We start from the raw sequence: 16,869 nt of genomic DNA, 5'->3' as shown, positions 1-16,869 counted from the left end.
ATTCGCAATACACATCAGATTGCTCAAAATTACTTGTAATATTTCAATCAATTAGAACGCTTACTTTCAGTTGCCTCTTTATGTTATCGCATTCCATAAATGAGACTCATATTGCATATTTGGAGCATCGATCTATTACGTCTAAGTTTTAACCAAGGAAAAAAGGTTAATGACTCTAGGTGATTTTAATGGCAGATGAGATTGTTTACGGTACGCAATCTGATGACGTGATTGCAGGCTCTGCGCTCAACGATAAGATCTATGGTGGCTTGGGTGATGACGTGATCACTGCTGGTGGTGGTGACGATGTCGTGATGGGTAACGGCAGTGACACTGCGCCTTCCCCAGCTGACGTTCAGCTATCACATGCGAATGACAGCAGCCTATTCAGCATTCAAGGCGATGGGCCCATCAAGCTTGAGTTAAGCAGTATTGCAAGCTCGGCGGGTTTCAAAAGTAGTATAGGTTACTACGTGCTCGACGAAAATGGGCTCGTACTTGAAGCACAAATTTTGGCTGATAATGTCAAAGAAGTATCAAGCGCTTCGGTGACAATCACACCTGCTTTAAACGCTGATGCTGTCGGTATGTTTCTCGTCCCTAATGGCTACAACCTTGGCTTTGACAACGGATTGGTCGAACTCGATCTTGTTTCTAGCCCCCCTCAAGTTGTTCAAGATGGCGTTAGCGCCAATGTCTTTGTATCCAATTCAGAACTTAATGGCGATGGTGGAGACCACGAGCGATTTGATGGTGAAACATCGGGATGGGAAGACTTATGGGGCTTAGGCGACCGCGATTATGATGATGTTCTGTTTGATGTTTCCGCTATCCAAGCGGTTGTTAGCACGGACAACGACACCATAAAAGCTGGCGATGGTGATGACGTTGTTTATGGCGAAGAAGGCGATGATACGCTGCTTGGACAACGTGGTGATGATCTCCTGAACGGCGGTTCAGGTGATGACGTTCTCAAGGGCGGACGGGGAAGTGACGAATTACAAGGCGGCACGGGTGACGATCAACTCTTCGGTGGACGTGGCGCGGATAGCCTTTTTGGTGGTGACGGTAATGACACCTTAAATGGCGGTCGAGGTAACGATTTACTTCAAGGCGGCAATGGCGATGACACCTTGTCAGGTGGTAAAGGGCAAGATGAGATTTATGGCGCTCAAGGCGACGACATTCTGAATGGTGGCAATGGTGCAGATCGCCTGTTTGGCGGTGACGACAATGACACCGTAAGAGGCGGAAACGGTAGTGATTACATCAAAGGTGATGCTGGCGATGATGCGTTGTTCGGTGGTAATGGCAAAGATGAAATGAAAGGTGGCGACGGCAACGACACGCTGAACGGTGGCAGAGGTAATGACGTTCTTTATGGCGACAATGGCGACAGCAGTGGTAACGCTACCCGCGGAGACAATCTAGTATTCAATGGTGACTTTGAAGCGTGGGGTGACAATGCAGGCGCCAAATGGGGTTTGTTCAATGATGGAGACGTTGCAGGTTGGAGTACGCCAGATAACGTTAAAATGGAACTGCAACAAGGCGGTTTCGGCGGCGGGCCATCTAATGACAACACCAACACGGTGATGGAGTTAGATACCAATAAGAACGCAACGGTGCAGCAGACAATCAATGTTGAATCCATTGCTCAAAATGATGAAATCCCCCTTGAGTTGAGTTTTGACTATGCCAATCGCTATAAAGGCGGCGACACCGAAACCAGTCCCTTCTCTGTGACGATCACCGATCAAGGTGGCAATGTCATTTATAACCAATATTTTGATAATACGCAGTCAAATGCGAGCTTTGTGTCTTACGACGCCTTATTTGTTGTGCCAGTTGGCACAGAGAACATTACCGTTACGCTGCAAGGTGAAGGTAAATCGGACAGCTACGGCGCTCTCATCGACGGCATTTCGATTACTGAAATATACGAAACCGTCCAGGTCGATGGCATTGTTTATGAATTCACTGGCAATGCGGATGTTATCAGTGGTGGTAATGGCAATGACCTTATTTTCGGCGAAACGGGTAATGACACTTTAAACGGCGGTCGCGGTGCGGATTACCTGAATGGTGGCATTGGGGATGATCTGCTTGTCGGTGGTCGTGGTAACGACGAATTGCAAGGCGGCCTCGGCAACGACTTCCTCAAGGGTGGCCTAGGTGCTGACGCACTTTATGGCGGCGATGGTAAAGACACATTGAATGGCGGCAAAGGTAAAGATGTGCTTCAAGGCGGTAGCGGCGATGACATTGCCCGTGGAGGACAGGGCAACGACGAGGTTTACGGCGGTAGCGGCAATGACCAGCTATACGGTGGCCTCGGCGCTGACCGGATCTTTGGTGGTGCTGACGATGATGCTATTTATGGAGGTAAAGGCAGTGATTACCTGAAAGGTGATGCTGGTGATGATGTGTTAAACGGTGGCCGTGGCAACGATGAATTGAAAGGTGGTACAGGCGACGATGCCCTCTATGGCGGTTTAGGTAATGATCTGCTGATTGGCGAATCCGGCGACGATATGCTTTTTGGTGGTAAAGGCGCAGATGAATTGGACGGCGGCGAAGGCAATGACACGTTAAATGGCGGTAGAGGCAATGACGTTATTCACGGTGATGAAGGTAACGATGTCTTGTTAGGGGGGCGTGGCAATGATGAACTCCAAGGCGGTGAAGGAAACGATACACTGAAAGGCGGCCTTGGTGATGACAAGCTCTACGGCGCGGAAGGAAGCGACAATATCTCCGGTGGAGATGGTAACGACATTGCTTACGGTGGTGTTGGCAACGACATCGTCAAAGGTGGCAAAGGTGATGATATCTTGTCAGGCAGTGAAGGTGACGATGTTGTTTTTGGCGGTGATGGCAACGATAAGTTGTCTGGCGCTAATGACAATGACACACTGGTCGGTGGTCGCGGTAATGACGATATTAATGGCGGTAGCGGTGACGACTTGATGCTAGGTGGTGACGGCAATGACGTTCTGTCTGGCAGTAGCGGCAGTGATATCGCTTATGGTGGTGAAGGAAACAACGCCATCCAGTTAGGCAGCGGCAATAACGTCGTCGCCTATGACGGCAAGGGTAATGATACGGTTGTCGATTTCAGTGCGAGAGATGACAAAATCGTTATACCTCGTTCAATTGGCATGCTGTCACTTGCAGCGCTTGGCTTGGCTCAAGATGGGGCGGATACCGTGCTTACCATTGGTGATTATTCGCTTCGACTGGAAAACGTCGATGTGGAAGACATCACCGAAAGTAACATCGAGTTTGTCAGCGATGAAGACTTTGCTGAAATGCTCAGTGTCGACGGTGTGCTTGCAGTTGAAGAGCAAGCTGTTGTCGCGCAGCTTGACGGCAGTTTCCTTGCAACAGGTAGTCTGCTGAGTGAAGACAATACGATTGGCCACTGGCATATTAAATCCATACAACTTGATAGCACCGTTTATGAAGTGTCAGATTCAACGGTCGTGATTCAAACTGAGCATGGTGAGTTGACTGTGTTTGGTAAAGACGACCCTCGTCACATTGAAGGTGAATACGCCTACCATCTCAATTCTAGTGCCGTAGCAGAAGAAGCGCTGGAGCACTTCGATCTGAAACTGGAAAACGATATTGGTGATATGACAGACGCGACCTTCGATATCGTGGCGGGAGAAGACGCAGACGATGTCCTCAATGACCTCGCATTTGACGCCGTCATCGACGGTACTGCTGGCAGCAACTTGCTGGTGGGTAACAGCGATGACAATGAGATTAATGGTTTGGCAGGTAACGATATAATTGATGGTGGCCTGGGCAACGACCTGATTTCGGGGGGGGCGGGATCTGACAGCATGTATGGTGGTGAAGGATCAGATACCTTCGTCTTCCTCAAACAAGATGGGGGTGAGGGGACTGTTGATGTCATCAAGGATTATTCGCCGTCTCTCGACCTGCTCGATTTCAGTGACTTACTCGATACCATCGAAAGCGAAGACCTCAGCAGTTACCTTGTTGCCTTGGAAAATAACGAGGAAAACGAAGCAACATTGTCTCTCGCATCGAACGGTGAAGATGTTGATCAACAAATCACTTTCAGCAATTTGTCGGTAGCTGATTTGGCTGATGCGTTCGACATGCCAGTGAATTCAACAGGACAAGATGTGATCAGTAATATGCTGGAAGAGAATAAGATCCTCATTAACAGCTTCTAGATATGTCTGCTGAACAATAAAGTGTTCAGCGAGATAGTGACACAAATAAAAACCCCGGCTAGGCTGCCGGGGTTTGTTTTTAAGAGGGGGTTACTTGTCCGCTTTCATGGCGATACGAATGCACCATGCAGCGCCACCCCAAGTGATGCCAAAACCTATCAGCATCATAATGATTGCACCTGTTGTCATGCGTTAGCCTCCTGTGCTTCTGCTGAATTTTTAGCAGGCGAAGAAACGATATTGATGATGACACCAACAGCAACCAGTGCCGCCGTTAATCCCCAACCCAACGTCAGTAGGTCGCTTTGTGCGTAACCGCCGTAACCTTCGTTGAACGTGTTCACAAGGTTTGTACCAACGATCCAAGCCAGCATCAGTGGGCTAACAAAGCGAACACACACTTCTAGCCATGCGCCCACAGAGAACTCAGATACCTTATTAACGTAAGCGCGGATGTCGGAGACTTTCACCAACCAGCCGATAATCACCAGCTCAATCAAGCAACTTGCCAACAACGCCACGTTATTCATGAAGTAATCGACCAGATCCAGCAGCAACAGACCGCCGTTGGTTGCAAACGCCATGGAAATAACCGCACCGATACCACATACCGCAGAGGCTGCGACTTTACGGCTAACGTTGAGTTTATCAATGATGGCAGAGGTCACCGCTTCAATGATAGAGATGTGCGAGCTAAGACCCGCTACAACCAGCGCCAGGAAGAACACAGGGCCAAGAATGTAAGGAGCCGGTAACAGGTTAATCGCTTGTGGCAATGTCACGAACGCCAAACCCACACCACCGCTGACGACTTCGGTCACGGCTTTCCCTTGTTCAAGCGCCATGTAGCCAAGAATAGAGAAGATCAGTACACCCGCAAGGATGGAGAAACCACAGTTGATCAGAACAGTCATGAACGCATTGTTTGTTACGTCAGACTTCTTCGGCAGGTAGCTTGAGTACGCCAACATGATGGCGAAACCAACAGACAGTGTGAAGAAGATCTGGCCGTATGCCGCTGACCAAACTTTGGTGTCAGTCAATTTGCTGAAGTCTGGGGTAAACAAGTAGTTTAAGCCGTCTACCGCACCTGGCAGGAACGCAACGCGCAGAACCAGTAACAGAACCATCACGAACAGCAAAGGCATCATGATCTTGCTAGCACGTTCGATACCGCCTTTCACGCCTGTGAATACAGCCGCAAAGGTGATCGCCCAAGCCAGCGCCATTGGCAAGGCAATGTGCAATTGCCAGTCACCTAGGCTACTCGGCGAATTGTCACCCAGTTTTAGGTACTCACTAAAGAAGAAGGCATTGGTATCCGTGCCCCAGCTTTGGTCGAATGCAAAGCCAACGTAAGACATGGCCCAACCGATAACTGCCACGTAATACACCGCGATAGTGGCGGCAATACCGACTTGAAACCAGCCTAGCCATTCAAACTTAGTGTTTAGCTTTGAAAATACGACAGGAGCAGAACCGCGAAGTTTATGGCCAAGACCAAACTCCATGATCATAAAGGGAATACCAGCAGTCAGCATCGCAAAAAGGTAAGGAACAAAGAATGCGCCGCCGCCGTTTTCATAAGCCATATACGGGAAACGCCAAATGTTTCCCAGTCCGATTGCAGAGCCCACTGCCGCAAGAATAAAGCCTGCGCGTGAACCCCATTGTTCTCTTTTCATAACATCTCCTTGTTGTTGAAAACACCTTTCCCTATCTCCCATGCATCGCTTTTTGAATGACAGCATGCGGAGGTGTGTTGCTTGCCGGTGTGGCATGGTTTGTCTTGTTTATTATCCCAAGGCACCACAAGCAGGTGTGTCTCAACGATCTTGTGTTTGTAAACTGTTCCCTCCACCAAAGACAAGATAATCATCTATTAGTGAGGTTATTGGCAGACTAAGCATTGGTAATAGGTAAATCAATAGCGCATATCTTTTATGTTTGTGCTGATATGCTCCCGATCATTCCAATGAGGTGGAGTGTGTTAGGTTGATTGACGATATAAACATGACATTGGCAGTTCATTACACTGTTGTGTTGATTGGTGTTAGTGGAAAGTTGTTATTTGGTAAAGTGATTTGATTGGTTTAAATTTAACCAAAAATTGAGGTTTGGATCGAAATTGCAAGTTTTTGGCCAAATGACAAGGTTAGACTAGGGATTTTTAAGAGATATTGATGTGGCTGAATGATTTTTGCCCATATTGTTCACTCTATAACTATCTAAATAATAGCGATAAAAATCTATACATTTTCCAAGATTAACCATTGTGAATAGTTAAAGAAATGTTATCTGAATGGTGGTATTTATATTGAGTTTTTATCAAAGATTAACACAGGATACAGTCCATTTTAGTCACATGAATGAAGTAAATATGCAGGTGGGTGAGTATTTCAAAATGTGTCATTTAATGGGGCGGTTGTTAGCGGATAATGCTGATTATTCCCGTCTGTGAAGGGCTTTGCTTTGTGTCACAAAATGAAACGAAAGCCTTATACGAAAGACGATCAGAGATGGAGTTGTGAATATTCTGGCTTGCGCTGTTAAACTCCTTACATTAAATATGTGTAAAGCATGTGTTGCCAGATTAATTTCGCAAGGAGCCGTAAAATGGATACAAACCTGAAAATTGCACTCGTCACTGCATTTGTGGCACTTAGCGGTATTATCACTTTTGCTACTGTAGCAATCGTGTTTTCATAGCGGTTAGTTCCATAAATAGTTGGCTCTGTGTGATTGGCCGTAGGTACAATACGTATACCTGATTAAGCCTGTTTGTAGAGGTTATTGTGCAGAGCCCCAAAGACACTGATTTGCAGACGTCTTTTCCGTCTTCGATGGATGTAATTCGTCCCCCCTCTACGGCCACAGTTGGCCGCAAGAAACGTATTGCTCTTGTTGCTCAGGGTGGTGGTCAGCGTGGTATCTACACGGCAGGTGTCCTTGATAGCTTTCTAGATGCAGGCTTTGATCCCTTCGAAATCTATATCGGTACCTCTGCCGGTGCTTTGAACATCTCTTCTTATCTCACTCGACAGCGTGGCTTTGGCCATCGCTTTATTACCGAGTACACCACTCAAGATCGCTTTTTCAACTTACTCAAATATGTCCGAAGACAACAGTTTATGGACCTAGACTGGGCGCTTGAGATCATGGGGCCAACACACCCCAGTGGCTTAGCGTTCGAGAGAGCGAAGGCTGTGTTAGCAAACCGACATGCCTATGCTTGCGTCACCAATACGAAAACGCTAGAACCCGATTACTTTCGTCTTTTTGAAGATGATTGGATCGACGTATTGAAAGCCACCTGTGCCATTCCTATGTTGTACCCGTCTAGTGTGCAAATTAGTGATCAATATTATGTTGATGGCGGTGTTAGTGGGGCCATTCCCGCGAGAGAAGCGTTCAACCGCGGTGCAGATGTCATTATCGTGATAAGAACAGAACCCGTTGCTCATGACAAAACGCACATCAGCTCTACTTTCATTGAAAATATTCGTAGCCGGGTAGAAACAAGGCTGCCGGAGTATCTCACGCGTCTTAGCATGGATGACCGGTTTGAGCGCTTATCGGAGTTTCATCAGCAACTTTCTTTACGCTTGGAAGAATTGAAGCAAAGATATAAAGATAATTCACATGAACCTATCTGGGCGAAGCTCAAAGAAATGATGCCAAAAACTGCGTACAAAAACGGCGGTAGATGGCTCTACGGCGGTGATGCGATCTATCGTTTACATGCCATGTCCGGACAAAAGGTGAATAGCGATATGCTGGAAATGATGACGAAGCATTTCCATAGCTATCAAGATGCCATTCAGTTTATGTCCAATCCGCCTCATCGCGCGGAACTGATTCAGATCCACCCGAGCGCACCACTTTCAAGCAGTGCATTGTTGAGCAAGCCATTTCAGCTAGAGCATGATTATCAAGATGGGTTGGTGGCAGGGCGCCGTTTTATTGATGAGTATGCGTCAGTCCTTAATGATGTTTCCACGGTCACAAGCTAAGGTTACAAAGGGAACAAAATCAGCCGTAATGCGGATATCAAGGAAGATACGTTGACCGAATTTGAAAAAATGCAGCAGGGTAAACCCTATAGCCCAGCTGATCTTGAGCTCACTCAGTTTCGTTATGCCTCTCGCAGGCTTTGCCAACAACTCAATAGCATTGATCCTGCCGACACCGATGCACAAGACATGGTCGTGACCAAGTTATTTGCGAAACGAGGTAAGGGCCTCGTCGTTGAAGCGCCATTTACCTGCACGTATGGAATGAACATTCATATCGGAAACAATGTTGCCATTGGCCCAAACAGCACACTGATTGATAGCGGTCATATTGAAATAGGAAACAATGTACTGATTGGCCCAAGCGTTGGTATTTACTCAATCACCCAAAGCTTACTGCCGCTTGATGTGCAAAACGGAGAGCATGAAATATCATTGCCTATAATCATTGGTAATAACGTCGTTATTGGTGGTAACAGTGTCATCAAAGCGGGTGTTTCGATCGGTGAGGGTGTTGTGGTTGAAGCAGGTTCCGTGGTTGATGGTGATATAGAACCTTTTGCTGTGGTTGCTGGTAACCCAGCTGCCGTAATTCGGCGCTTGCGCTGAGATGTTGGCAGTGAGTAGGAGTTCTGGTACGATTGCCCGCCTCACCATTTGAAGTGTTACATTATAACAATTCTAGGATGATGGTGATGCAGTATAGGGCAGTACATATTCGGCTAACACCGAACAAAAACAGAGAATTACAGTCGATGGCAAAAATTAGAGCAAGAGTCTTTTTGAATGTTGGTGTTGGGAGCAATATCCCTGCTGAAATCCTGTCATTTGAGGGACTGAACTCGGATCAAGAGCACGTCGCGATTATCTTCAATAGCGCTGATCGGCAGCAAAGTGCGCCTCTGGTCAGAATGCACTCAGAGTGTCTTACTGGCGATGTCTTCCATTCTTCACGCTGCGATTGTGGCGAACAACTTGAAGAAACCATCCAGAAAATGGGTGAGCAGGGCGGTATCTTGCTGTATCTCCGCCAAGAAGGTCGTGGCATCGGGCTTTACAATAAATTAGATGCCTATGAGCTGCAAAGCCAAGGCATGGACACATATCAAGCCAATAATCATCTTGGTTTCCCGGATGATTTAAGAAGCTTTGAAGACGCTGCGGATATGCTAAAGGCGTTGGACTCGACAACAGTCCGCCTAATTACCAACAACCCGAAAAAGATTAAAGAGATACAAGAATACGGTATCACTCTTGAAGCGGTTGTGGGTACGCAAGCTCACTTGAAAGATGGCAATAAAAAATACCTGAAAGCGAAGGTTTCACACGGTCACCACAAGCTGTCCATTGATTAAGCAGCTTAATGAAAATGACAATGACCGAATAGTGAATTGATATATCGGGTATATGGATTTGTTTGAATAAGCAGCGCATGGCGCTGCTTTTTTTTGCACAGAGTTTGGTCAGATTCTGCCCAACGCTATATTGCCCATCGCTGACAAAATAAAAGCATTAGTAAAACTAATCCTTTCTATGATTTCTTATCGTGTGTGAAACTCGCTTTTTATGTTGTTTCATTCCGCTCCCGCCACTACTATCTGCCAAAATTAGCGTCGGCAACCGTATTCTCTTAAATCTGGGTTAACTCGGGTGAAATAGTCTCTTCTTAAATCGCCGCTTCGCATAAAAGAAACTTGTTTATTTTGCTTGCTTTGGGGAGTGTTGGTGATGTCTGCGACAACGCCTATTTCAAAAGTTTTACTGATGATCATCATTCTGGCTGCGGTCGGTCAGATGACACAAACCATGTACATTCCGTCTATGGCTTTAATGGCGGAAGACTTTCAAGTGTCGCCTGCAATGCTTCAAGCAGTCATGGCGTGCTATTTGATCCCTTATGGCCTGTCTCAGTTCATCTATGGTCCATTGTCTGATCGCTTTGGTCGTAAACCGATTATATTGACGGGTCTTGGCATCTATCTCGTTGGTACTGCAGTGACGCTTGCAGCGCCGTCATTCGAACTTTTCCTTCTGGGTAGTGTGATTCAAGGGGCTGGTATTGGCAGCGGTGGAGCCATGGCGCGCACCTTAACCCGAGATTGCTTCGAAGGCAGTCGTTTACATCGAGCAAATAGCTTGGTCAGTGTCGGGTTGATTTTCTCCCCACTGATTGCCCCTGTGCTGGGTGGCTTCTTGAGTGTTCACTTCCAGTGGCAAGCGAGTTATGTATTCTTGTTTGTACTGGCCGCAGTGGTGTATCTCATCATGTCGGTCTACTTCCAAGAAACGTTGCCACCAGAGGTTCGTCGCCGTGATTCGGTGATGAAAAGCTACCATCATGTTATGAGTAACCGTCAGTTTCAGGGCTATCTGATTTGTTTGATTGCGGTGTTTTCTGGCATTGCCGTTTTTGAAGCGGCAGCTGGGGTATTACTTGGCAGTACACTTGGGCTAAGTGCCACCACAGTGAGTCTGTTGTTCGTGCTTCCGTTACCGGGGTTTATGCTGGGATCTTGGCTTTCTAGTGTCATTGAAAGCCGTTGGTCAGCAACAAAGTCTCTCGTGGTGGGCTCGGTTTTACTCATGCTTGGTGCGTTAGTCGTATTTCTGCCTGGCCTGAAAGGTCTTATTACGATTGAGACCTTGATTGGTGGAGCATTTGTTTACTTTATGGGGGCGGGTATCTTGTTCCCTGCGGCAACCACGGGTGCTGTGTCGCCGTTTCCGCGGCATGCGGGCACCGCTGGTGCTGTATTAGGGGGCGTGCAAAATATGGCCGCGGGTTTCTTTACCTTGCTTGCCGCTAAAATGAACGTCAACGACCAGTTTTCGTTGGGTGCGATCTTGCTGACAATGGCGGTGCTCTCAGGCTTAGGCTTGTTGTTATGTCGACGTCAGAAAATGGTGCCCGATCTTCCGCTCGCCGCCTAGACAGCAGGTTCATGTGTCTGCATTCGTGAGTAACGCAGTGCGTTTCTCGCAGAGCGACTTCACCGTCTGTAACAAGAAAAAAAGCAGGAACACCCTATGGGATTCCTGCTTTTTTTGACCTTCGTAAATGTTGTGTAAAAGTAACCACACAAACGTAAATGATTTTTTTGCATGAAATAATTGCGAGATAAATCAAATTCGGGCAGTCTGTACGCCCTGTAGCGGAGTCTGAGAGGAAAAGGAGGTCCATATTCAATCCCGCTGAGTTAAACAGATAGGCGGTAAATACTCAATGAATTCAAACAGACAGTCAGATTGGCTTGGTCATCCTCGCGGCTTGTTCCTTCTGTGCGGCACAGAATTATGGGAACGTTTTTCTTTCTACGCCATGCGCGCCATTCTGGTGCTTTACCTCACTGATAAAACCATCAACGGCGGTCTCGGATGGACGACACAAGACGCGCTCAATCTCTACGGTATTTACACCGGATTAGTTTATCTCACCCCTGTATTGGGCGGATGGCTCGCGGATAACTTTCTCGGTCAGCGTCGTTCAATCATCATTGGTGGTGCATTGATGGCCATCGGGCAGTTCACACTTGCCTTGCCAAATAGCGTTATAGACCCGTTCGAACTTCAAGCTTTCTACGTAGGTTTGGGTTTCTTGATTGTGGGGAATGGCTTATTCAAACCCAATATTTCAACCATGGTTGGTCAACTGTATAAAGAGGGGGATAACCGTCGAGACGGCGCGTTCACCATCTTCTACATGGGCATCAACTTGGGTTCTCTGCTTGCAGGGCTTATTGCTGGTACGGCATCGACTCATTATGGATGGAAAGCTGGTTTCCTCTGTGCTGGTGTCGGAATGTTGCTGTCTTTAGTGGTGCAATTACTATTTGCTAACCGCGTATTGGGTAAGATTGGTATTGAGCCTGCGGCAGTCGAACAACGTCGTAAGATGGGCTCAATTGAAAAACAACCGCTCACCAAAATAGAACGTGATCGCCTAAAAGTCATTGTGGTGATGAGCCTGTTCGTGATCATTTTCTGGGCGGGATTTGAGCAAGCCGGTGGTTTGATGAACATCTACTCTCAAGATTACACCAATCGAATACTAGGGAATTTTGAAGTGCCAGCCGCTTGGTTCCAATCTCTTAATCCAATGTTCATCATCGTTTTTGCGCCATTATTGGCGATGTTTTGGGGCAGACTCGGTGCGAATGAGCCGAGCTCTCCGATTAAATTTGCCATGGCAATGGGTTTCTTGTCGCTTGGCTTCGTTTGCATGATAGGCGCAGCGCTTCAGCAGGGCACTGACATGTCCATTAAAGCGTCAATGTGGTGGTTAGTCGGAGCCTACTTTTTCCATACACTTGGTGAACTGTGTTTGTCGCCGATAGGACTGTCTTTGATCACCAAGTTAGCTCCATTGCGGTTGATGTCGGTGATGATGGGTACATGGTTCTGTGCAAATGCCGTGGCAAACTACGTGGCAGGTTTTGTTGGAAGCCATGTTGGCGACGCAGGTCCGTTGGCCATTTTCAGTGGTATTGCGATCACGTCAGCCGTGGCGGGCATGTTACTGATTCTGTGCTCGAACAAGCTTGTTAATTGGATGCATGGTGCGGAAGGTACGTCAGCACTAATTGACGAAACCATGACAGAAACAAACAAAACGTTAACAGAAAAACCGGCCATGATCGCGTAGTCTTTAAGCTGAACAGATAGGTCATTGCTAGATGGTCTATCTGTCCTCCTTCCCATACATATACTGGGAAATGTCACAAATATTGGATCATTCATCCTCAAATCAGTCATCAGACTGAAATTCCGCTCGTCCTTTTCTCATGCTGTCTCAGCTTTTTCTGCTTGGTGGTTAATTTAAGGCCAATACTTGGCCTGATATTCCCATTAAATGCGGCCTCCAGCCTTGCTCCGAACTAGTCGATCTACCAATCTGTCATGGAAGTAACTGAGGCGTAATCCAGAAAGTGCATTAAGAATGTCGTGGTAGAGATGTTGTAGGCGCCCACCTAAATACTCACATACGTGAAACTATCAATAGGACACCTATTCGGAGAAAAAAGCCAAACCTGTTGTGAGACGGGGACGGAAAGTTTCGGATCTCTTTGATTTAACGTTGAAAGAGATGGCCGTGCTGCCTCTTGCTAGCAAATAAGAGGAATAAATAATGGCGAATATCATAGGTACAGGCGGCGTTGATCAACTCAATGGCACCCTCGGTGATGACTATATTGAAGGTCGTGCAGGGGATGATGTGATTTACGGCGATGTCGGCTCTTCATCGGGCAACGGCTCAACGGGCTCGGTTTTCATTTTGGGTGATGACTTTAGTGCAACAAGCGGCGAATTCCACACTTGGAACTTCCCTCCAACTCTCAATTTCGCTGGTTCAGCCACCCAAGTAACGTTTAACGATGATGATGCAAAACTCAATGGTGATGACGCGTGCAACGAGTATTCTGACGACAAATCTCAGACTGTTGAAATTGGTGGTCAAGAGTTTGGTGTCAATGTCGATTACGGCCTGAAATATTGCGATGCCGCTGGCAACATTTATACCTTCGCCGTGGTTGATATTGATGCAGACGGGTCTGGTAATCACTACAACAATGTGGGTGAGAACGGCAAAATCCTGATCCAACTTGATGGTCCTGAAATTACAGGTAGCACTCAGCTTTCTCTGGTTCCAAATTCTTATCACAACATCAGTAGCTTAGATTACGCATCAATCACCGACCCTGCAGTAGACCCAAGTGTGGGTGGCGATGATGTCATTACTGCGGGTGATGGAAATGACACTGTCTACGGACAGGGCGGTAACGATTACATCGAAGGCGACAACGGCCAGGATCAACTGTTTGGCGGTGACGGCGACGATACTATCTACGGCAATACAGCTTCTCCTAACTTTAATGCTGACCCATGTGTAAACGTATTCCAGATGGGGAATGATTTCACTATGCCTTCTGGTGGTGAGTTCCATACCTCCTGTTTCCCAACTAAGCTCGCGTTTGATGGTGGTTCAACCAAAGTGACTTTCCAAGACGATGATGGAAAGCTAAACGGCGACAACTACTGTAACGAATATTCCGACGACAAGACGCAAACAGTGACGATCGATGGCAATACGTATTCCGTTAACCTTGATTACACGCTGAAGTATTGTGATAGCGAAGGCAATGTCTACAAGTTTGCGATTATCGACGTTGATCTTGATGGTAATGGCCATCACTACAACAATCTGAATGAAAACGGCAACTTGTTGCTTCAATTGGAAGGGCCAGAAATTACAGCCTCAACCCAATTGTCTTTGGTGCCAAATTCGTACTGCAATATCAATGATATTGATTACGCCACTGTCTCGGAAGACACCACTCAGATTTCTAATGATGAAGATTACATTGACGGTGGTGCGGGTAATGACACCATCTACGGTCAATGGGGCGATGACGAAATTCATGGCGGCACAGGTGATGATCTCATCTATGGCGGTCAGATTGGTCGCCAAACACTTGATCTCGATCGTGGTGCCGATGGTTACTGGGATGTGAGCAACGGCGACGCTGTTACGTTAGATCTGTCTAATATCACCTCAAGCGCGTCATACAGTAACAGTGTTGGTTACTATGTGCTGGACGAAAACGGCAATGTGTTAAAAGCATTCGTGATGGCTGACAATGCCAAGCTAGATAGTGCGGCGCAAGCAGTTATCGATGTTGACGGCGCGGCGAAAATCGGCCTATTCATCATTCCAGATGGCGACACAAAAGGCTTCAACGAGGGTGAAATTACGCTGAGCTTTGCCAGTGGTAGCCCTGTGTTTGGTCAAGGTAGCCTGACTGCTGGTGGTTATGTGTCTGAAACCGGTAAAAATGGTGACCGCCAAGATCATGAAATCAATTCTGGTGAAAATTCATGCTGGGAAGATCTGTGGTGCCTTGGCGACAAAGACTTTAATGACGTTGTGATGAAAGTGAGCGCAACCCAGGTCGTTGAAGAAAGTGATGCCGATACGATTTATGGTGAAGAAGGTAACGACACCATTTACGGTGGTGATGACAATGACCACATCATGGGCGGTGTGGGTGACGATATCCTTTACGGCCAAAATGGTGACGATATCATCGAAGGTGGCGAAGGTAACGACCAAATCTTTGGTGGTCCAGGTAAAGATGAGCTTTATGGTGGTGCTGGTGATGACTATTTGGATGGCGGCCCTGGCAGCGATGTGAAAATCGATGGTGGTACAGGTGTTGATGAATACCGCGGTAGCGCGGGTGACGATGTCTTTATCTTCGGTGAAGATGACTTTGTTGGCCTGAGTGTCACGAATTCTGCTGGCAGAGTCGTTAACAAATCCATGTACAATGCGGACAATGGTTTTGACCAAATGCTGGTTAATGGCGATGCAAACGTCGATTTCACCGGTGTTTCTTACCAGTCTGATTCGTCGATCACGGGTAACGTAATGGCACAAATTGAAGCCGTGATTGGTGACGAAGGTGATCAAGTTGTGACTATCAACCCAAATGAAATCTGGTCTCAGTCTGACGCTCCATTTGGTGAAGACTTGGGTACACCAGACGATTGGGATGGCTTTATCGCGCACCTTGGTGCTGGCGAAGACAGCTTCAACCTAAATGGTACGCCTTGGAGCTATGACGCAAATGGAACGGTGAATGCGCCGATTTCCGCTGAAATGATTAGCCTTCTTGGGCTGAGCAACGCACAAGTGGGTGAGTTGAATGCGTATGTATTCACCCATGACTTTGCTGATCGCACCATCACTGTATGGACGGATGCAGAAAACGTCACGTTGAACGGTACTGATATTTTCTAACTGTTCGTAAAAGGCTTTTGCTTTCGTGCAGGCCTGTAAAACGACAAAAGGGAGGAACATTCGTGTTCCTCCCTTTTTTATTTCCAGCACTGACATACCCAAGCATCTAGAGGCTGTTGTGTACAAGGCAAAGTAGTAAGACGCGCGCGATACCGTGCAGATCGTCTAACCATGCATGCCTTTAATTCATGCCTTCAACACATGCCTTCAATCCATGTTTTCGTTTTCCAAATACAACACAGTCGCCGCGACACGAGAATCGACCCCGAGTTTCTTCAGTAGGTTTTTCAAATGAACCTTTACTGTTGCTTCAGAGATGAACAGATTCTCAGCAATTTGCTTGTTACGAAACCCTTTCGCGACCTGTTGCAGAATTTGCAATTCTCGATCTGTGAGATCGTTGAGTGGTGATGCCATTTGCTCACTATTGGCAAGATGCGCATTAACCTGTTCACTAAATGCTTTCTTGCCGGACATCGCCATTTTAAGTTTTTCAATTAATTCTTCTGGCTCACTGTCCTTGAGCAAATAGCCATCAGCCCCAGCTTGTACAATGGCGTGAATATCATTCGGGCTGTCCGATACGGTCAAAATCACAATAAAGGCGGTGCAACCGTCATGCCTTAACGCTTTTAGTGTATCCAGCCCAGACAACCCTTTCATGTTCAGGTCGAGAATGATCAGATCGGGTTCAGACCGAGAAACTTCTGCGATGGCATCAGTGCCATTGCTTGCCTCAGACACAGATGCAAATTCAGGCTCAAATTTTAAGAGCTGAGAAATGCCTTTGCGCATCAGCGGGTGATCATCAACAAGCAGCACATGCCATGCACACATAAACAGCCTC

The 16,869-nt window shown here is 47.0% G+C and carries 11 protein-coding genes and 1 riboswitch; of the genes, 8 read left to right on the top strand and 3 right to left on the bottom strand.

The window, feature by feature from the left end; genetic code table 11:
- Nucleotides 1-188 precede the first annotated feature (188 nt).
- Nucleotides 189-4,211, top strand: coding sequence for a calcium-binding protein (locus AB8599_RS08110; protein ID WP_407330398.1), 4,023 nt, complete (start codon nucleotides 189-191; stop codon nucleotides 4,209-4,211).
- Nucleotides 4,212-4,301: 90 nt separating this feature from the next.
- Here AB8599_RS08110 and AB8599_RS08105 read toward each other — a convergent pair whose 3' ends face one another.
- Both AB8599_RS08105 and AB8599_RS08100 read right to left on the bottom strand, forming a co-directional pair.
- Nucleotides 4,302-4,400, bottom strand: a complete 99-nt coding sequence (locus tag AB8599_RS08105) for a MetS family NSS transporter small subunit (protein WP_016958249.1) — start codon at nucleotides 4,398-4,400, stop codon at nucleotides 4,302-4,304.
- The gene (locus AB8599_RS08100; RefSeq protein WP_407330397.1) at nucleotides 4,397-5,896 is read right to left on the bottom strand and encodes a sodium-dependent transporter; all 1,500 of its coding nucleotides are present in this window, start codon (nucleotides 5,894-5,896) and stop codon (nucleotides 4,397-4,399) included. Before AB8599_RS08100 ends, AB8599_RS08105 begins: the two co-directional genes overlap by 4 nt.
- Before the next feature lie 931 nt (nucleotides 5,897-6,827).
- Here AB8599_RS08100 and AB8599_RS08095 point away from each other — a divergent pair.
- The 7 genes from AB8599_RS08095 (at nucleotide 6,828) to AB8599_RS08065 (ending at nucleotide 16,022) form a co-directional block, all read left to right on the top strand.
- The gene (locus tag AB8599_RS08095; protein ID WP_407330396.1) at nucleotides 6,828-6,920 is read left to right on the top strand and encodes a YnhF family membrane protein; all 93 of its coding nucleotides are present in this window, start codon (nucleotides 6,828-6,830) and stop codon (nucleotides 6,918-6,920) included.
- An 86-nt stretch (nucleotides 6,921-7,006) separates the two neighbouring features.
- Nucleotides 7,007-8,224 carry a patatin family protein gene (locus AB8599_RS08090; protein WP_407330395.1) on the top strand — a complete coding sequence of 406 codons (1,218 nt, stop codon included), beginning with the start codon at nucleotides 7,007-7,009 and terminating at the stop codon, nucleotides 8,222-8,224.
- 51 nt (nucleotides 8,225-8,275) lie between these two features.
- Nucleotides 8,276-8,833, top strand: coding sequence for a sugar O-acetyltransferase (locus AB8599_RS08085; protein ID WP_407330394.1), 558 nt, complete (start codon nucleotides 8,276-8,278; stop codon nucleotides 8,831-8,833).
- A gap of 146 nt (nucleotides 8,834-8,979) precedes the next feature.
- Nucleotides 8,980-9,579, top strand: a complete 600-nt coding sequence (gene ribA, locus AB8599_RS08080) for a GTP cyclohydrolase II (protein WP_407330393.1) — start codon at nucleotides 8,980-8,982, stop codon at nucleotides 9,577-9,579.
- Nucleotides 9,580-9,952: 373 nt separating this feature from the next.
- Nucleotides 9,953-11,155 (top strand): multidrug efflux MFS transporter EmrD, encoded by a 1,203-nt coding sequence (emrD, locus tag AB8599_RS08075; RefSeq protein ID WP_407330392.1) that lies wholly within the window; start codon nucleotides 9,953-9,955, stop codon nucleotides 11,153-11,155.
- Between the two features lie 292 nt (nucleotides 11,156-11,447).
- A complete protein-coding gene (locus AB8599_RS08070) occupies nucleotides 11,448-12,866 on the top strand; it encodes a peptide MFS transporter (protein ID WP_407330391.1) in 1,419 nt (472 codons plus the stop codon).
- 368 nt (nucleotides 12,867-13,234) lie between these two features.
- A riboswitch (cyclic di-GMP riboswitch) is annotated at nucleotides 13,235-13,324 on the top strand.
- Nucleotides 13,325-13,349: 25 nt separating this feature from the next.
- On the top strand, nucleotides 13,350-16,022 hold the full coding sequence (locus AB8599_RS08065) for a DUF4114 domain-containing protein (RefSeq protein WP_407330390.1): 2,673 nt from the start codon (nucleotides 13,350-13,352) through the stop codon (nucleotides 16,020-16,022).
- 207 nt (nucleotides 16,023-16,229) lie between these two features.
- On the opposite strand, the gene AB8599_RS08060 is transcribed toward AB8599_RS08065, so the two are convergent.
- Nucleotides 16,230-16,859, bottom strand: a complete 630-nt coding sequence (locus tag AB8599_RS08060; protein WP_407330389.1) for a response regulator — start codon at nucleotides 16,857-16,859, stop codon at nucleotides 16,230-16,232.
- Nucleotides 16,860-16,869 lie beyond the last annotated feature (10 nt).

It is taken from the genome of Enterovibrio litoreus (genome assembly GCF_045679545.1).
In the GTDB taxonomy this organism is placed as follows: Bacteria; Pseudomonadota; Gammaproteobacteria; order Enterobacterales; family Vibrionaceae; genus Enterovibrio.
The sequence above is the reverse complement of the archived record's forward strand: the minus strand, read 5'-3'. Positions and strand labels throughout refer to the sequence as shown.